12 protein-coding genes are annotated in these 17,613 nt (G+C 42.7%); 5 read left to right on the top strand and 7 right to left on the bottom strand.

What is annotated here, in order from left to right:
• Positions 1–156 precede the first annotated feature (156 nt).
• Positions 157–1,185 (bottom strand): LacI family DNA-binding transcriptional regulator, encoded by a 1,029-nt coding sequence (locus J3L18_RS12700; protein WP_129568808.1) that lies wholly within the window; start codon positions 1,183–1,185, stop codon positions 157–159.
• 257 nt (positions 1,186–1,442) lie between these two features.
• On the opposite strand from J3L18_RS12700, the gene J3L18_RS12695 reads away from it, so the two are divergent.
• The 5 genes from J3L18_RS12695 to J3L18_RS12675 all read left to right on the top strand — a co-directional run bounded on the left by J3L18_RS12695 (position 1,443) and on the right by J3L18_RS12675 (position 9,898).
• Positions 1,443–2,063 carry an RNA polymerase sigma factor gene (locus J3L18_RS12695; RefSeq protein ID WP_129568807.1) on the top strand — a complete coding sequence of 207 codons (621 nt, stop codon included), beginning with the start codon at positions 1,443–1,445 and terminating at the stop codon, positions 2,061–2,063.
• A 79-nt stretch (positions 2,064–2,142) separates the two neighbouring features.
• Positions 2,143–3,174 (top strand): FecR family protein, encoded by a 1,032-nt coding sequence (locus J3L18_RS12690; protein WP_129568806.1) that lies wholly within the window; start codon positions 2,143–2,145, stop codon positions 3,172–3,174.
• A 20-nt stretch (positions 3,175–3,194) separates the two neighbouring features.
• The gene (locus J3L18_RS12685; RefSeq protein ID WP_129568805.1) at positions 3,195–6,644 is read left to right on the top strand and encodes a SusC/RagA family TonB-linked outer membrane protein; all 3,450 of its coding nucleotides are present in this window, start codon (positions 3,195–3,197) and stop codon (positions 6,642–6,644) included.
• 17 nt (positions 6,645–6,661) lie between these two features.
• The gene (locus J3L18_RS12680) at positions 6,662–8,194 is read left to right on the top strand and encodes a SusD/RagB family nutrient-binding outer membrane lipoprotein (protein ID WP_129568804.1); all 1,533 of its coding nucleotides are present in this window, start codon (positions 6,662–6,664) and stop codon (positions 8,192–8,194) included.
• A gap of 75 nt (positions 8,195–8,269) precedes the next feature.
• Positions 8,270–9,898 (top strand): alpha-L-fucosidase, encoded by a 1,629-nt coding sequence (locus J3L18_RS12675; RefSeq protein ID WP_129568803.1) that lies wholly within the window; start codon positions 8,270–8,272, stop codon positions 9,896–9,898.
• 371 nt (positions 9,899–10,269) lie between these two features.
• Here J3L18_RS12675 and J3L18_RS12670 read toward each other — a convergent pair whose 3' ends face one another.
• From J3L18_RS12670 to J3L18_RS12645, 6 genes are all read right to left on the bottom strand, one after another.
• Positions 10,270–13,839 (bottom strand): ABC transporter permease/M1 family aminopeptidase, encoded by a 3,570-nt coding sequence (locus J3L18_RS12670; protein ID WP_129568802.1) that lies wholly within the window; start codon positions 13,837–13,839, stop codon positions 10,270–10,272.
• Positions 13,840–13,930: 91 nt separating this feature from the next.
• Positions 13,931–14,818: an ABC transporter ATP-binding protein gene (locus tag J3L18_RS12665; RefSeq protein WP_091168203.1), complete on the bottom strand. Its 888-nt coding sequence runs from the start codon at positions 14,816–14,818 to the stop codon at positions 13,931–13,933.
• Positions 14,819–14,835: 17 nt separating this feature from the next.
• Entirely contained in the window at positions 14,836–15,573 is a 738-nt protein-coding gene (locus J3L18_RS12660; RefSeq protein WP_129568801.1) for a hypothetical protein, read from the bottom strand.
• Positions 15,557–15,964: a GntR family transcriptional regulator gene (locus tag J3L18_RS12655; RefSeq protein ID WP_129568800.1), complete on the bottom strand. Its 408-nt coding sequence runs from the start codon at positions 15,962–15,964 to the stop codon at positions 15,557–15,559. The genes J3L18_RS12660 and J3L18_RS12655 overlap by 17 nt, the downstream gene beginning before the upstream one ends.
• Before the next feature lie 11 nt (positions 15,965–15,975).
• Positions 15,976–16,746 carry a hypothetical protein gene (locus J3L18_RS12650; protein ID WP_129568799.1) on the bottom strand — a complete coding sequence of 257 codons (771 nt, stop codon included), beginning with the start codon at positions 16,744–16,746 and terminating at the stop codon, positions 15,976–15,978.
• Positions 16,739–17,587 (bottom strand): ABC transporter ATP-binding protein, encoded by an 849-nt coding sequence (locus tag J3L18_RS12645; RefSeq protein WP_129568798.1) that lies wholly within the window; start codon positions 17,585–17,587, stop codon positions 16,739–16,741. Before J3L18_RS12645 ends, J3L18_RS12650 begins: the two co-directional genes overlap by 8 nt.
• Positions 17,588–17,613 lie beyond the last annotated feature (26 nt).

Genomic DNA, 17,613 nt, shown 5'->3' with positions numbered 1-17,613 from the left:
TACCATTGCGAGCGCAGCGTGGCAATCTCGTCGTCAATGCATATCAGATTTGACTAGCTACGAGATTGCCACGTCGCCCCAGATGCGTTTGCCCGCGCCGCTCCTCGCAATGACATGGGGTTTAAACATCAATATTTTAAGTTGTTCTTCATCTTCTCAATACCTCACCGACGACGACCGCACAATCAATTGCGTTTCCACCTTTTCGGTAGTAAACTCTTCAACCGGCCATTTGCTTTCTATGGTTTTAATAAGCATTTCTGTAGCCATTTGCCCAATCTGAAAGGCGGGCTGGCGTACAACAGTTAATGGTGGATCGAACAGATCAACCACGTCCGAGTTGGTAAAGCCTGCGATAGCGATATCTCCCGGTACTTTTAAGCCCCATTTTTTTAATATCGATATACTGCTGATGGTGAGCCTGTCGCTGCCACTAAAAATAGCCTCCGGTTTATCATCCAATGCCAGCAACTCTTTCAGCACAATCTCCACTTCGTCGTGGATCATGCCGCCATGGTTGCAATGTTTAAGGTATTCGGGCCTGAACTCGATACCGTGTTTATCAAGTGCAGCCTTATAACCTTCAAAGCGCTCGTGGCTTATAAGCAGATTATTTGAATTGGTGAGATGTGCTATTTTGGTAAAACCCGAATTGATCAAAGCTTCGGTGCCGTTAAATGATCCCTGAAAATTATTGGCTATCACTTTGTGAGTATTCAGGTCAGGCGCCGCCCTGTCAAAAAATACAATAGGAAAACCCTTATCCAGCAGGTATTTATATTGGGAAGTATCAGTTGTTTGGGCTGATAGTGACACCAGCAATCCATCCACATGCCTTGAGAGCAGGTGTTTTACATTGGCACTTTCCCTGTCAAATGACTCATGCGTTTGGGTAATGATAACATGGTATCCACGGTTATAAGCAATAGATTCGATGCCATTAATAGCCTGCGAAAAATAATCATTTGCCACCTCGCAAACCACCACGCCTATGGAGTGGCTTTTTTGCTCTTTAAGGCTTAAAGCGATAGGGTTGGGCCGATAGTTAATTTTTTCAGCGTACTCAAGGACAAGCTTTTTGGTTTCGGTACCTATTTCGTAGCTTCCGTTCAGCGCCCTTGATACCGTTGATGTTGACACACCCAAAGCCTTGGCAATATCCTTAATAGTAACTGATTCAAACATAATTTAGCGTGGCAATCGGTTTTTAAATATCAGGCAATATTGATATGGGCTAAGTTATTTTAAAAATTGAAATATTTGAGTGTTTACCATTGTCAAAAGGGTGTGACTTTTTGGCGATAACTTCTTCGATTCCGGCAAAAGCAATTTTATATCAATTTAATTGTATTATTGATTTTTAATTAGGTGTAAATTTATTGTTATAATTATTACATTGTACCTGATTTCAATTGTAAAACGTTTTATCCCCTGGTTAAGCTATGTCTCACGAACAAATTGTTCATGACGATCATAATACTGCTGTCTGGCTTGCTTTTAAAGAAGGCAATTGGGATGCCTACACGCAACTGTATAACCAGTATTTTAAAATCCTCAATAATTACGGGCACAAATTTACCAGGGACGTTAACGTAATTGAAGATGCCATACATGATCTTTTTATCAGGCTTTGGACAAACAGGGCAGGGCTTGGAAATCCAGCTTCAGTAAAAAACTACCTATTCAAATCATTGCGCAGCATTATTTTTCGTAAGCTGCAATCAAGATCGCGCTTTGTTGACCTCGAAGATGAAGCTGAACATAATTTTCCTTTTGAAATTTCATTCGATCAGCAGATCATGGCCGATGAGGAAGAACAGGAGTTACAAAAGAAAATTAAATTTCATGTAAAAGCTTTGCCGGCACGGCAGCAAGAAATTATATATCTGCGTTTTTATGAGGGTTTAGGTTATGATGAAATTGCCGATATTATGGAAATAAATATTAGTTCGGCCTATAAACTGATCTATAAAGCTTTTGATAACCTTCAGGATGTACTCAAAACATCCAAATTGGCTATTGTTTTAGCCCTGTATTCATGCTTTTGCGTAAATACTCATTAAAAATTAAATTTTTTTTCGGTTTGTAGGGATAATTAGGGTAGGCTGCTGTCTATAAGGAGTAAATAATACCTTATAACCAATGCAGATTACCAAATACAGTAATTATAGCCTGCCGGATTTTTTAGAGGACGATGATTTTCTCCGTTTTGTGATTAGCCCTTCACATAACGATACTGTTTTTTGGCAGCAAGTTGCAGCAGAATATCCGCAGCAGAAAGAAATAATAGCCGAAGCTTCAAAAATTATTAAAGCATACCGTAAACAGGATGTTTTTACCAATGAGGCTAATCAATCAAAAGTTTGGCTCAGGATTGAATCAACACTGCAAATAGACCAGGCTAAACCAAAGATATTCACACTAAGCAGGTTCCTCCGTATCGCTGCAATGTTATTGCTGGTATCGTCTATCGGCATTTCCTTATGGCTCATTAAAGGCAGGCAAAATGAAATTGACACCACTTTTGGCGAGCTGCGTACCGTTACATTGCCCGATGGCTCAACCGTTGTGCTTAATGGCAATTCAAAGTTAGCTTACTCCGACAACTGGGATAAAAATTCGAGGGAAGTTTGGATTACAGGCGAGGCTTTATTTAATGTAAAGCATATCAATAAAGATCCACGCCACATAAAAACTACCGAAAGGTTTATTGTGCATTGCAGCGATGTAAACATTGAGGTTTTAGGGACAACATTTAACGTACGTAACCGCCACGATAAAACCAATGTTGGTCTGGTATCCGGAAAAATCAGATTGGATTATATCAATCCGGTATCAAAAAATGAATCGCTGGTAATGAAGCCCGGCGATTATATTGAGTACGGCCATAAAAAACTGCTGGCCCGTACCAAACTGGCGGCTCCTGAAAAGATCACCAAATGGACAAAACACCAGCTTTTATTTAATGATGCCACCCTGGCGCAGATCAGCGAGATCATGACCGATGATTACGGCTATCATGTTGATTTTTCAACCCCGGATTTGGCTAATCTAAAAATAGAGGGCGAAATCAATGTACCCAGTGTTGAAGAACTGATTGAGACGATATCTACCACACTACCTGTGAAAATTATACGCACCGATAAAAATATCACTATTACTAAACAAAACTAAAACCCCTAACCAAACATTTTATGCGAAAACTCGACTCATCAAATTTTTTTAGATGTTGCTGTTTCCTGATGGTTTTGCTCGGCCAGTCAGTTTACGGTTTTGCCCAAATGGCACTAACCAGTAACAACAGGATCCACGCAAAAAGCTTCGGTTATTCGACCCCGCAGGCTGTTGAAAGCAAAGTGCTTTTGAAGGATGCACTGGATAACCTGAAAAAGCAATTCAACGTGCAGATAGCTTACCAGGAAGGTTTGCTTGATAATAAGTTTGTACCCGCAAATTTAACAAGCAACATCAGCCAGTTAACACTTGACGATAATCTGAAACAATTGTTATCGGCCTTTCAGTTAACATATCGTAAGATAAATGATAACCAGATCTCAATTTTTACAGTAAAGGACCTCACCCCGAACAATGTATCTGTTGCAGCAGTTACATTAACAGGTAAGGTAGTGGATGCAGGCGATGGTCAGCCGGTTGTTGGCGCATCGGTTTATTTAAAAATAGATAACAAGGTAGGCGCAATTACAGATATTACGGGTAGTTTCAAACTGGTGGTGCCTGATAAATATGCGGGCAAGCCTTTAACCCTGGTGGTTGCCTTTATAGGATATAATCAGGAAGAGGTTGCCGTAAACGATCCTGCATCGCCTTTACAAATTAAACTGGCCCCCAATAACAAAGCACTTAATGAGGTTGTAGTTACCGCGCTTGGTATCAGCAAGCAAAAAAAATCATTGGGCTATTCGGTGACCGAGGTTAAGGGTACAGAGTTTACTCAGGCCCGCGAAAATAACGTAGCCAATGCGCTTACCGGTAAAGTAGCCGGTGTTAACGCAGCAGGTTTATCAACCGGTCCGGGTGGTTCAAGCCGCGTGGTGATCAGGGGTAACGGTGGCCTTGCAGGTGATAACCAGCCGTTATATGTGGTGAACGGTATGCCGATTGATAACAGCGTACCCGGTGGCCCTGCTACAGTTAATGGCATTACCAATAACGTTGACCGCGGTGATGGTATAGCGGCCATAAACCCCGATGATATTGAGTCGATAAGTGTACTTAAAGGTGGTACAGCTGCGGCCCTTTATGGCTCACGTGCAGCAAATGGTGTTATTTTGATCACCACCAAAAAAGGCCGGATCCAGAAAGGTGTGGGTGTAGAATTTAACTCTACGGCTACCTATGATAACGTAGCTGTATTCCCTGATTACCAATACGAGTATGGGCAGGGCGATGGCGGCGTAAAACCAACCACGCTGGCAGCCGCACAGGCAAGCGGAAGGCGCTCGTGGGGTTCAAAAATTGATGGCTCAACCGATTATGTAGCTGTTGACGGGAATACCCATCCTTATGTTGCACAGAAAAATAACCTTAGAAATTACTATCAAACAGGAAGCACTTATACCAACAGCCTTGCATTTTTAGGCGGTAACGAGGCTTTTACCTACAGATTTTCGGCTGCCGATCTCAATAGTAAAGGTATTTTACCGGGTACAACCTATGATCGTAAAACTTTTAACCTTGCCCTGAACGGTAAACTGAGCGACAAGCTATCTATTGAAGCGTTGGCCCAGTACAACGTTGAAACCGGCCATAATCGTACCGGCGCAGGCGATGCATTGGGTAACCCCAACTGGACACCGCTTGAGGTTGCCAATACCGTTGACGTACGCTGGCTTAAGCCGGGTTACGATGCTTTGGGCAACGAGCAGATCTGGAATGATGCATCCATTGCATCAAACGGTTATTTTGTGATTAATAAATACAAGGAAGATGATGTGAAGAACCGTTTTATTGGCCAGGGGTCGGTTATTTACTCTCCCGTAAAAAACCTTACTTTCAAAGCCACCATCAGCCGCGACTTTTTTAACTATAATTATACCAACATATTGCCAACAGGTACATTATATATCCCTAATGGCCAGTACGCCGGTATCAAATCAGATGTATCTGAAACTAATGAATTAGCGACCGTTAGTTATAAAACAAAGATCATCAGTGATTTAAATGTAAATGTTCTGGGTGGCGTAAACAGCCGTAAATACACAACCAATCAGCTAACGCTTAATGGTTCGCAATTTACCATTCCATATTTTTACAGCTTCACCAATCTTGCGGTTTCATCAACCCTACCATACAATGCCAAGATTGTGACCAACTCGGTTTTTGGTTCGGCTGATTTTGACTATAAGAGCCTGGTGTTCCTATCATTCACCGGCAGGAAAGATTGGTTTTCAGTGCTTAGTCCTAAAAGCAACAGTATATTTTACCCAAGCGTGGGCGGAAGCTTCATCCTCTCGGATGCGGTTAAACTCCCTGATTTTTTTAATCTTGTAAAACTTCGTGGCTCATGGGCCCAGGTAGGCGGCGGCGATCCTGATGCATATGCTATCAACCTTACTTACAGTAATGTGCCAAGTGCCGGGCAGCCGCTGCAAAATGTAACCAGTAATAATATTACCAACAGCACTCTTAAACCATATACTTCAACAACATTTGAAGGTGGTTTTGAATTGCAGATGCTTAAGAACCGTTTAGGCTTGGATGTTACGCTGTATGATCGTAAAACAACCAATGACATTGTAAATACAGCAATTTCTTCAACATCGGGTTATAATAACGTGATCCTGAACGTTGGTCAGGTAAGCAACAAGGGTATTGAGGTATTATTGAATGGTACGCCTGTAAAAACGAGCAGTTTTACCTGGAGCGCGAGTTATAATGTAGCCTATAATGATAATAAAGTGGTTAAGCTGGCCCCCGGCCTTAATACCATTCAGCTGGCTACTTCGGTAGGTAACTGGGGTATTTTAGATAACATTGAAGGTAAGCCCTTTGGCATGCTGGTGGGTACCCGCATGCAAAGGGATGGTAATGGTACTGTAGTATTTAATGCTACAACAGGTTTACCGGTACAAACCCCGCTGCAACAGTTAGGTAAAAGCGTTGCCCCGCTTACCATGGGTTTAAACAACGAATTCAGGTATAAAAGAATTTCGTTAAGCTTTTTGGTTGACGGTAAGTTTGGTAACAAGGTGTTTTCGGTTATGGAAGTTTACGCCACTCGTTTGGGCTTAATGAAATCAACGTTGCCGGGAAGGGAAAACGGCTTAGTATTGAACGGTGTTGATCAAACTGGTGCTCCTTACACCCGCACGGTACCTGTAAGTGGCCTGAGGTCATACTATGATAATTACAAAACGTATTCCGAGCTGTTTTTGCACGATGGCAGCTTTGTCAAACTTCGTCAGGTTATCCTGTCATATGCACTTCCAACAAGCCTTTTAAATAAAGTTAAAATCCAGTCGGCGAGTATATCTTTTGTGGCCAGGAACCTTTGGACTATTTATAAGCAGACAGATAATTTCGATCCGGAGCAAAGCCTTACCAATAGTAAAACTCAGGGCTTCGAGTCTATTGGCTTACCGCGTACACGTTCACTTGGTGTAAACCTGGCTGTTAAGTTTTAACAATTAAATTGAATACGATGAAAAGACATTTAACCAAATATATTTATTACGCACTGATAATGCTTGGCATTATCGCCACACAATCGTGTACTAAAAACTTTGATACGCTAAACATCAACCCTGATGCATCATCAAAAGCGGTACCACAGTACATTTTTACCAAAGCCCAGTATGATGGCACAGCCCGCATGCTTGATTTGTTACTGGGCACCATGCAGTACACCACCAGTTTTAATGACGTGGCCGGTTTCGGGTCAAAATATGTATTGAGCCAGGGCCCGCAGTCGGCGGCAGCTTTCACCAATGCTTATCCTAATGAGATCAACGAATTAGGTGAGGTTTTGAAGGCCATTGGCACCGATGCTTCACTGGTAAACCTGCAGGCCGAAGCGAGGATCTGGAAAGTGTATTGCTTTAGCAGGCTTACCGACTTGTATGGCGATATCCCATATTCGCAGGCTGCTCAGGGTTATAACAAGGCCATATATAAGCCGGCTTATGATGCGCAAAAAGATATCTATGCCGATTTATTGAAAGAGCTTGACCAGGCAGCCCAAAGCCTTGATGCTGCCAAAGCAACCTTTGGTTCGGCTGATTTAATTTACGGTGGCAATACCGTAAAATGGAAAAAGTTTGCCTATTCACTCATGCTCAGGTGTGCCATGCGCATGACCAAAGTTGATATTGCCCAGGCTCAAACTTGGGCTGCAAAAGCCATAGCAGGCGGCGTTATTCTGGACGATGCAGATGTTGCCAAGGTGGCTTACGTTGGCGCAGGTCAGGATATCAACAAAAACCCTTTGGCGCTTGACCTTTATAATAATGACTACATAGCAGGTAACGGCAGCACTAACACTGAAGGCGGTAAATACCAGGATGTGTTTATTAATTATCTGAAAGCCAATAAGGACCCGCGTTTGGCTGTGGTATCTGTAGTATGGAACGGTGGTGTGGCTGATACAACTTCGGCTATTCAAAAAGGTATGTCATCAGGATTGAATGCCAAACCTGCCGATTTTGTAACCTATTCGGAGCCTAATCCTAAAACTATATTACTGTTAAATTCTCCGAGGCTTGTTTTTACAGCTGCCGAAAGCTACTTCCTGTTATCTGAAGCTGCGGCAAGGGGATGGTATACTGCCGCCACTGCCGAATCATTATATCAGAATGGCATATCAGCCTCCATGCGTCAATGGAGCATCATTGCAGGTAGTGCAGGTACTATTACAACGGCCCAGATCAACTCATACATTAACGCGCACCCTTTTAATACAAGTGGCACGCTTGATCAAAAAATGGAGCAGATCTATACCCAGTTTTGGGTTGGCATATTTCCTGATGCCCAGGAGGTTTTTGCAAGCTACAGGCGTACCGGTTACCCCGCACTTGTGCCTAATAATTATGTTGGTAATGCTACCGGCGGTAAAATATTCAGGCGGATGCTGTACCCGGTTAGCGAGCAAAACCTTAATGCTGCATCATACGCTGCTGCCCTTGCACGGCAAGGTTCGGATGATTTTTTAACCAGGATATGGTGGGATAAACAATAGTGTTTAAGTTTGATTAATTGATGTTGTATCGGGGAGGGCGTGGGGCCTTCCCTGATTTTTTTAAACGGCTTTTTGATGTATAAGAAATACCTTTTTTTTCTCTTGGTACTGTGTGGAATCCAAACTGCGTCAGCACAAAATGATCTGGTTAAAGATGATAACGCCAGTAATTATAACCTGAACAAGCCCGAACGCGAGCTATGGCTTAAAAATACAGGGTTGGGTTTGTTTATACATTTTAGTATGGATAGCCAGTTGGGAGTGGTGATCAGTCACTCGCTGGTTGGCGCAAGTGATGATTACGTAAACCGTTATTTTAATGAGCTGCCCAAAACTTTTGATCCCTCGAAGTTCGATCCGCACCAGATAGCAACGCTGGCAAAACTGGCCGGAATGAAATACATCGTATTCACTACCAAGCATCATTCGGGTTTTTGTATGTGGGATACCAAAACAACCGATTTTAGTATAACGCATACACCATACAAGAAAGATCTGTTAAAAGAGTTTGTGGATGCCACTCGCGAAGCAGGTTTGCAGGTAGGATTTTATTTTTCGCCCGAGGACTTTAACTTTTTGCGAGACCATCATATACCTCTTAGTCGTACTGATGTTAAGATGGATGCCCAAACCCGCCATGAGTATGACGAATACACCCGGAAGCAATGCGAAGAGCTGATGACCAATTACGGTAAAATAGATGTACTTTTTATTGACGGCGATCCAAAGGAAGTGGTAAAGCAAACCTGCTGGAAGTTACAACCCGATTTGCTGATAACCAGGGGTGCCATCAAAACGCCTGAGCAGATCATGCCCGGTGCTATGATCAACGAACCATGGCTGTCATGCATCACTATGGGCACGGCCTGGGGATATCAGCCAACTAATGAACGCTATAAATCTGGTAGCCAGTTAATAGGGTTATTGATTGAAGCAAGGGCAAAAGGCGGCTCCCTGTTGCTGAACGTTGGTCCGAAGCCTGATGGGGCATTGCCCATTGAGCAGGAAGAGCGGCTAAGGGAAATGTCGGCATGGTATTTTGTTAACCGTGAATGTATTGATAGCGTGCGAAGCTGGGTGATTAGCAAGGAGGGCGACACCTGGTTTACCGCTAAAAACGGGCATACACTTTACGCTATTGTTACAAACGCTGCCGGCTGGAAGGAGGGGGCCCGCAAAACTTTTCTGATCCGTTCGGCCATCGCCACTATTAAAACTCAGGTTAGTGTATTGGGGCAAAATAGTAAGGTTATTGAATATAAAACTGATGATGTAAGCTGCAGGTATAAACAAACCGATAAGGGGCTTGAAGTATCTGTTGTGAAGGCGCAGCGTATTTATGACGACCACCGCTGGCCTAATCCGGTAGTGATTAAACTGGAAAATGTTGCCCCTGTTTTTAAAGAAGCCGCCATTGTTGAAACAGGAGCAAGTTCAAAAACAAAGGCCTGTGCAGTTTTAAAAGGTAAAATTCTGAACTACAAAAGTATTTCGGTAAAAAGGGCCCGGTTTGATTATCGCCCTTACCATGGGCAGGTAGAAACTTTATATGCAGGTAAGTGGACAGCCGGCACCTGGGTAAATATTAAGACTGATGGCACTTTTGAAGCGACCATTCCACTAAAAGCCGATTACGAATACAAGGCCGTAGTTGAACAGGCTAATGTTGAAATAGAAGGGGAGAACAAATTATTTAAGCAGTAATATTTGGTGAGATGCTGTTTGAAAATGGAAGAAAGAATTTTTGTAGAGACGCATAATTGCGTCTTCCGAAGGACAAGGCGTGTTTAATAAGTGAGCACGCATAAATTGCATGCGGGATACGCATGTGATGCGTCTCTACATTTGGAAATTGTCGTTTATAGGTAGATAAAACTTCATTGCCGTTGGTTTTAACCAAGGGAATAATGAGTCGTGATAAGAGGGCTTCAGCCCAAACCCGCGTGTATAATTGGGCTAAAGCCAGAACTTTTTTGTCTTTTACCGTTGGTTAAAACCAACGGCAATTAATGTTTTTTAACAGCTTTCAAGATCATGAAAAACGGGGTTATGTTTTGCGTAACCCCGCTTTAGTTTTAAAGGTCTTTAATATTATCGTTAGGATTTCTGTCAATGAGTTTACTGAAGGGATCAATTCCTACAGAGGCAGGCTTACCCTTAACAATAACACTAAATTGCTGTAACCCGTGTTTAAGCTTATACTTTTTAAGGTATAAGGTGTTACTCACCATGCGGTTACCGGCACCTTGAACCTGCTTGCCGAAGATTCCGATATCAATATAATCGTTCATGTTTATGGCCGGGATATCGTTGTTTTTGGCGTCTTTCCAAACTTTATCAATATCAAGCTTTAACGTAACTTTATATTCATTTTTATTACCTGTGGGTTGACTGCTTGCTTCAACCACCCTGTTATCATATAGTGTAATCTTTTGCCAGGTATCGGTAAGGTAGTACTGCAGCGAATCGGGTACATGTTTTTGGAGACATTGGTAAAGGTTATTGGCACCGGCAAACGGGCCATCTTTTTTAAAAGTATAGGTCTTTTTAAATTCGCGCAGGGCTACGTTCAGGCTGTCTTCACCAATCAGGTCGCGCAGGCCATACAGTGCCACGCTTGCCTTGCCTCCCCATAAAAACCAATTGTTGGCTTTTATTAAAGGATGTTCGTTTTCATTAAGGTGCCTCCTGATAAAAAGGTAATACCATAACTGATCTAAAACAATATAGCGCATGTTATCCTTGCCATATTTATGTTCTGACATTACCAACTGATCGTAGTTTGACAACCCTTCGGGGATCACCAGGCTGCCTACAGTGCTGTTTGGTGCTGTTTGAAAACGCCACCATTGTTGTGATAACAGTCTGGTTGTATTGGCATAACAATAGTCAAAACTGTTAGGATCCCTGAAATCGGCATTCCATCCAAAGTATTCTGCGTAAGTGTCCAGCGTTGTCATGGAGGCATCCTGCGGACCGTAAACAGACGTCTCCACCAGTCGGATATCATTAAACGGATAGGCACCATAAACCTTGCTGTAATAAGTTAAGCCATCTTTATAAGCCGCAATATACCTGTCGATATTGGTGCTGTGTTCAGGATTATAATATACCTCGATATTTATGATATGGTCCAGTTGAACGGTCGCTTTTTTTACGGCGAGTCTCTCTGATATAATGCCCATCGGCATGTACATACCCGGTTTATCCTGCACATAGTGAAAGTAATTACGACCGTTTTGCTGCCATTGTTTTACGAGCCGGCCGGGTACGATAGCGGTTTGATCGGCCAGGGTGCCAACGGTTACATCCAGTTTAAAAAGGTCAGCAGCTCTTCCTGCTTTTAAGGTGCTTATGCCCCCGGGGTCATTTTGCTGCGTTTCCTCTTCCTTTTTTTCGGGCAAACCTGCTTTTTTGCGTTCGTAAGGGCTGCTTAGCTCATCATCTTCATCATACCCAAGGCCCGGTAATCCACCGTTAAAAAATGTGCCGTTGTTAATGAGAGCCGCAGCATACATGCCATTGGTAAATCCTTTATGCACTATTTCTGAGTTGATCTCTAATGTTAATGAATCGCCCGGCATTAGCGGTTTTATGAACTTGTATAACCGAAATTCGGCAGTATCAGTTTTCGGCCTGAACCAGTTGAAAAATCCACGGGGATAAAGAAGCGGGGTAGTAAACGAAACTAATGTGCCATTGGTTTTAAGCGAATAATTGGTGAGCTCATCGCCGTCGAGCAGTATCTGTAATATGGCAGCTTTATTTTTATTGGTGATGGTTACCCATGCGTGTGTGGCTACCTGTTGTTTATCCGGGTAAAGCTCAACCTGCATTTTTATGCTGGTTACTTTAGGCAGGGGAAGGTGCTCATATTTTTTCAAGGTTTTTTCATACATCACTGCCCTGGCTGTGTTTTCGCTTTTGATAAGGTAGCTGTTTAAAAAACTTACGTTATAATAATTCCACCCACCAACAGCTAAAAAAGCTATAGTCAGTATTACGGTGATCAAAGCTGTGCTGCTGTTAAAACGCTGGGGCAATAAACGTAATCGCTCTTTAAAAGATGAGGTTACCCCCCGGTAATAAAATAATCCCGAAACAATGATCAGCAAACCCGCAAATAGCATCCAGTAAAGGTTGAACCAGCTAATGGGCGCTGCCATATGCCCTATGCCGGTCATATCAGATATTCCCGAAGATGGGGTGTACGAGTACAGCAATAGATTATAATCAAAAGTGCCGGTTTTGCGCAAAAAGAAAACAATCACCCATAAAAACACGCCTATGCCATGGGCTGCAAATTTGTTGTTGATAACAACGTGCACAACATAGCAAAAAACAACCATCTGCAGCAAAGCGGGCAGCAATATGTAGGCTATGTAGAGAAAGTACACTGATAGATTCAATGTGTGATAACCCTTTAGTAATTGAACGATAACCCCGGTTAATATGGGTAGGATGGATAAGCCGGTGCCAATAAGCAATAAGGTGATTAGCTTCGATCCGTTCAGGATCCAGTTTGGAGGCGGGAGGGAATCATTTATAAATGCATAGCGGGTAGTCCTGTCGCGGTGCAGGGTTTCGCCGGTATAAAACATCAGGATGAAGAAAATAAAGAATGGAAAAGCTTCATTAAAGATTGCGAGCAAGGTAACCGTACGCGGAAAATCAGGTACGCCATTCCTGTTATCGCCAAGCCAGAATACAAAGCCAAGGAATAAGCTGCCAGCGATTAATATGATCCAGAAGTAGTTATCGCGGATAATATTCAGCAATTCAACTTTTACCAGGTTGTATAAGGTATTCCTGTTGTATTTGCCTGTAAAGCTAACAACTGGTTTAATAGTTAACTGGGTTTTAGTTTTTGTGCCTGCCTCGTCAATAGCAGCCTTATCACGCCTGCCGCTAAAGAAACGCTCAAAGCTAAACCTGAAATAAGTGAAAAGCACAATAACTATCCCAATACCGCCCCATAATACACGGTTGAGCATAAACGTACCGGTAACCGGGAATAAGGTAGTATTTTGCTCAATGGTGCTTGAAGAACTGGTTTGCATCCTGATACCGTTAAGCCCAAAAGGATCGCTGAGGTTTATTACCGTGGGGTTGTTAATGTGGTTAAGGAAAAACAACGCGATGAAGTAAAAAAGAAACAGCAGGATACCGCCAAAGTAAATAACCTTTACATTGCGTGTGATGGCTACAAGTCCAAAAAATAATGAAGATGTAAATAAAACGTTAGGCAGCCCGATAGTGAAAAATGGGTGCAGGTAGTAAATGAGGCTATTGGGGCCGTATTGCTTTGCATCCGTCCATCCCATAGCAGGGCCCAGTTTGGTGCCTATGAAGGCGCCAATGATAACCGCTGTTGAGATCAGGACCATGAAAACGAACGAGCCCAGGTAACGGCCCCAGAAATAGCCTGCTTTGGTGATAGGGTAGGTTAGGTAATAATCTTTTGTGTTGTATTCAATGTCGCGGTATAAGGCAGTGCCCATAATTGATGAACTCACAAGCGTCATCATCATTGTGATGCCCGAACACCACAACGCAAGTACATAAGGCGCGTTGATGTGCTCTTTTTCGCCTAATGGTAACGAGCCTGTTGAAAAAGTGAACACTGTAAATATCAGTGCTGCCAAAAAATAAAGGTAAACGGCTGGCCTGCGGACCCGATTCCGGATCTCGAACAGAAATATTTTAAGGAACATAAACTATTGGTTTATAGTAGTTTTAAATGGTATCTACATCTATACGTGTGGCGATGTTGCTGAAGTACACATCTTCCAGGTTTGGCGTGCTGCTGATAAAACCGTTGCCGGGGTCGGCTTCGTTTATAATGCGGATATGGAGTTTGCCGGTTTTAAGCTGCGTTGATATCACCTGGTAATCATCTTTGTAAAAGCCCAGTTCTGATTGGGTGATCACCTTGCTGTAAATTTTTCCATTTAATTCATTTACTGCGCTTTCCGGGTCACCTGCGTATAAAACCTCGCCCTGGCAAATAATGGCAAAATTGGCGCAAAGCGTACTTACATCCTCAACAATATGGGTCGACAGGATTACGATGGTATTTTCACCCAGACGACTAAGCAAGTTGTAAAAACGGTTTCGCTCAGCCGGGTCAAGGCCCGCTGTGGGTTCGTCAACAATAATAAGTTTAGGGTTACCGATTAATGCCTGTGCTATTCCAAAACGCTGTTTCATACCGCCGGAGTAGGTGCCAAGGTGCTTTTTCCGGTCTTTATAAAGGTTTACGTTTTCCAGTAATTGAAGCACAAGGTCTTTGCGTTCGGCGTTGTTGCCAACCCCTTTAAGCTGGGCAATATGGTCGAGCATTCGTTCGGCCGATATTTTGGGGTAAACACCAAACTCCTGTGGCAGGTACCCGAGTAGCTGCCTTACTTCGGTTTTGTTTTTCAATACATCCAGCTCATCTAAAAAAATGCTGCCTTTATCGGCCTCCTGTAGGGTGGCTATGGTACGCATCAGTGATGATTTACCGGCGCCGTTTGGGCCAAGCAGGCCAAACATGCCATTATTCAGGGTCAGCGAAACATCTTTTAAAGCATGTACGCCGTTGGCATAGGTTTTTGATAGCGAGTTGATTACTAATTTCATGATTTGCTAAGTTTTGGTTATTTATTATTACGGATCATCCTTGTATTTCCGTTAAGTATGAGTTTAGCGCTGTCGGCAAGTTTATAGGTTATGTTGCTGAGGCTATCGTCCTTGATCCATAAGCGGCTTTTATTCCGGATATCGAGGTTGGTTTTATTGAATTGGTTGCCTGCTTCAATAGATAGATTTGAAGCACTATTGTTGCTTTTACCGATAATGGCGTTTACTATGTTAAACTTGTTGTTTTTTAGTAAGACGGTGGAGGCATTGTCCTGGATAATGTTGAGCCCGTCCCCGCTGAAACCACTGATGGTAGTAGCGCGCCATTTGAAGTCTTGCGCGGCAGTGGTATCGACAATTTGAGTGTCGCCTGCCTTATATTTTGCATCGGCGTAAAACGCGTTTAATTGCGGCATGGATATGTACAGAACGTTTGAGGCTTGTACATTATGAAAGTTATCTTTAAACGCGGCACGAATAAAGAGCGAATCGTGCCGTTGTTCAATTTTCATGAACTCCATGGCGGCAGGGTCAGCAAGTACTTTGAATGGTCCCTGAACCAGCATAATATTGATAGCCGTCGATGAACCAAGCTCAATAACCTTGAAATTTCGAAAATTTAGGTTATTAAAGCCATTATAAGGGTTTTTATACTCACCTTTAAAATATTCTGCTTTCAGCTGAAAGTCATAGATCCCAACCGAAACTAACAGTAACAATACCGCGGTAAGGAAGAATTTATTGCTTGTTTTCATCGCTGCTTGCCTGGTTTAATTCATTATTTTGTTGCGCCTGGAAATGTTGATATTGCAGGCTGATCTCATCTATTGATATACCTAACAGGTACATGTTTTTAAAAAGTTCGGGTAAGTTCTGACGCACAAAGTTTTCTTTGCGGTAAGCTTTTACTTTGTCAAAGCCATCCTCTGCCACAAATAAACCCAGGCCGCGTTTGTTATAAATAATTTCGAGCCCCTGCAAAAATTCGTACGATCGCATAACCGTATTTGGGTTTACTTCCAGGTCAACCGCCATATCACGTACCGATGGGATCTTTTGCCCGCCGGGCCATTTGCCCATCAGGATCTGATCGCTCACAAAAGCCGCTATCTGGAGGTATATCGCTTCGTTATCTTTAAATTCCATTATCGTCTTTTTTAAGCCTGTTTCTCCTTAAACCTAAAATATGCCGCTATCCAGATCAACAGCGATATAATGGGAACCACAATAAAAGCCCAGGCAGATTGCTGCGCATTTAAACCAATGGAGTAAAAGTTCATACCATCCTGGAAATTGAGAAATGAAAAAGGCGTTACCGGTTTGATTGGCCTGCCAACAATAAATCTTACGAACACTGTATTCACAAGGATTAGCAGGGCATAAAAAATAAAGAAACTGAAACCAGTTTTTATAAAGTGTAATTTTTCGAACCGGATTGCTCCGTATATCGTGACGGCATGCAGCAACGAAAACAATATCGTCACCAGTACAAATTTATCCTGAAACAGGGTGAGTATTTCAATTTGATGCCCGGGCCAGGGTTTGAGATTGATCAGGATAAATAATACCAGGTAAAAAACACCTGTATACACCAAAAGGAATATAACATACGAATAAACCCAGCCGACCATAAACTTCTCGAGTTGTGATGCAGGCAGGGTTAACATTGGAACTGCCCGGCGCTTATCGCCCAGATCAGTAAAAACAGTGCTTGTAAATAATGGCCCAGCGATAATCATGAGTACTCCGAACATGGCCATCTGAAAGCCGGCATCTACCGGGCCCGGGATCATATAAAACACAAACGAACCGCCAAGTAAAAATACCCCCGCCAAAACCGCTGCCGACATCAAATAGGCGCGGTAATGCTCAACAGTGTGCTTCATAAACAACAGGCCAAAGCGCTTTAAACTGAAGTAATTATTCATGATTTGTACTTGGTTTTAGTGCGTTTAATAATTTGCTGCTATTGGTTGTTGCTGCGTTAAATAATAACTCAAGGTCCATTTTTCCGTACTTGCCGGTGGTGTTTTGTACAATAGCGTATTTGCCCATGAGGGTTTCTTCTTCGTACAGCACATTCATCCCGGTAAGTTCTTTAAAAACACCGAAGAACAGCTTTTCAGTAAGCTCATCTATCGAGTTCTCAATTACGATGCGGTGATCGTCCAAAATCAAAACCGTATCAATAAGGCTATCCAGGTCCCTTACCTGGTGGGTTGAAATAATGATGCAGCGCTCTTCATTTAAAACAGATGCTATCAATTTTCTGAACTGGACCTTTGAAGGGATATCAAGCCCGTTGGTGGGTTCATCAAGTATCAGTACACTGGTATTGGTAGCCAGTCCGAAAGCGATGATCATCTTTTTTTGCTGTCCGTATGACATTCTGGTCATTAACAGATCCGGATCAATATCCAATATTTTCAGATAACTGTAAAAGTCGGTAATGCTGAAGGCAGGGTAGAAGCTTGCTGTCCGGGCCAAAAACTGGCCTGGAGTTAATGCCGGTACGTGAACTTCTTCGGCAATAAAATAAAGGTCTTGTAAAGTGGATACCAGTCGCTTTGAGCTTTTTGTTCCGTTAATAAGGCAGTGGCCCGATTGCGGAAAAGCCAGACCGGCGATATTTTTCAGCAGGGTTGATTTCCCGGCTCCGTTTTTACCCAGCAGCCCATAAATGTGGCCGGCCTTTAACGAAAGGTTCAGATTTTTGAACAACGGCTTCCGGCTGTTGTAGCTAAAATTCAAATTGCTTATTTGAATCATCTTATAGTGTATTAGTATGGTAGTAC

Origin of the sequence: Mucilaginibacter gossypii (genome assembly GCF_017569325.2) — a bacterium.
In the GTDB taxonomy this organism is placed as follows: Bacteria; Bacteroidota; Bacteroidia; order Sphingobacteriales; family Sphingobacteriaceae; genus Mucilaginibacter; species Mucilaginibacter gossypii.
Note: the sequence above shows the minus strand (reverse complement) of the source record. Positions and strands in the feature narration are given on the sequence as shown.

Excerpts from the sequence above, each read along its gene's own strand:
- J3L18_RS12650 (WP_129568799.1), bottom strand. The coding sequence starts at position 16,746 with ATGAATAATTACTTCAGTTTAAAGCGCTTTGGCCTGTTGTTTATGAAG.
- J3L18_RS12665 (WP_091168203.1), bottom strand. The coding sequence starts at position 14,818 with ATGAAATTAGTAATCAACTCGCTATCAAAAACCTATGCCAACGGCGTA.
- J3L18_RS12690 (WP_129568806.1), top strand. The coding sequence starts at position 2,143 with ATGCAGATTACCAAATACAGTAATTATAGCCTGCCGGATTTTTTAGAG.
- J3L18_RS12655 (WP_129568800.1), bottom strand. The coding sequence starts at position 15,964 with ATGGAATTTAAAGATAACGAAGCGATATACCTCCAGATAGCGGCTTTT.
- J3L18_RS12660 (WP_129568801.1), bottom strand. The coding sequence starts at position 15,573 with ATGAAAACAAGCAATAAATTCTTCCTTACCGCGGTATTGTTACTGTTA.
- J3L18_RS12680 (WP_129568804.1), top strand. The coding sequence starts at position 6,662 with ATGAAAAGACATTTAACCAAATATATTTATTACGCACTGATAATGCTT.
- J3L18_RS12695 (WP_129568807.1), top strand. The coding sequence starts at position 1,443 with ATGTCTCACGAACAAATTGTTCATGACGATCATAATACTGCTGTCTGG.
- J3L18_RS12645 (WP_129568798.1), bottom strand. The coding sequence starts at position 17,587 with ATGATTCAAATAAGCAATTTGAATTTTAGCTACAACAGCCGGAAGCCG.
- J3L18_RS12675 (WP_129568803.1), top strand. The coding sequence starts at position 8,270 with ATGTATAAGAAATACCTTTTTTTTCTCTTGGTACTGTGTGGAATCCAA.
- J3L18_RS12685 (WP_129568805.1), top strand. The coding sequence starts at position 3,195 with ATGCGAAAACTCGACTCATCAAATTTTTTTAGATGTTGCTGTTTCCTG.
- J3L18_RS12700 (WP_129568808.1), bottom strand. The coding sequence starts at position 1,185 with ATGTTTGAATCAGTTACTATTAAGGATATTGCCAAGGCTTTGGGTGTG.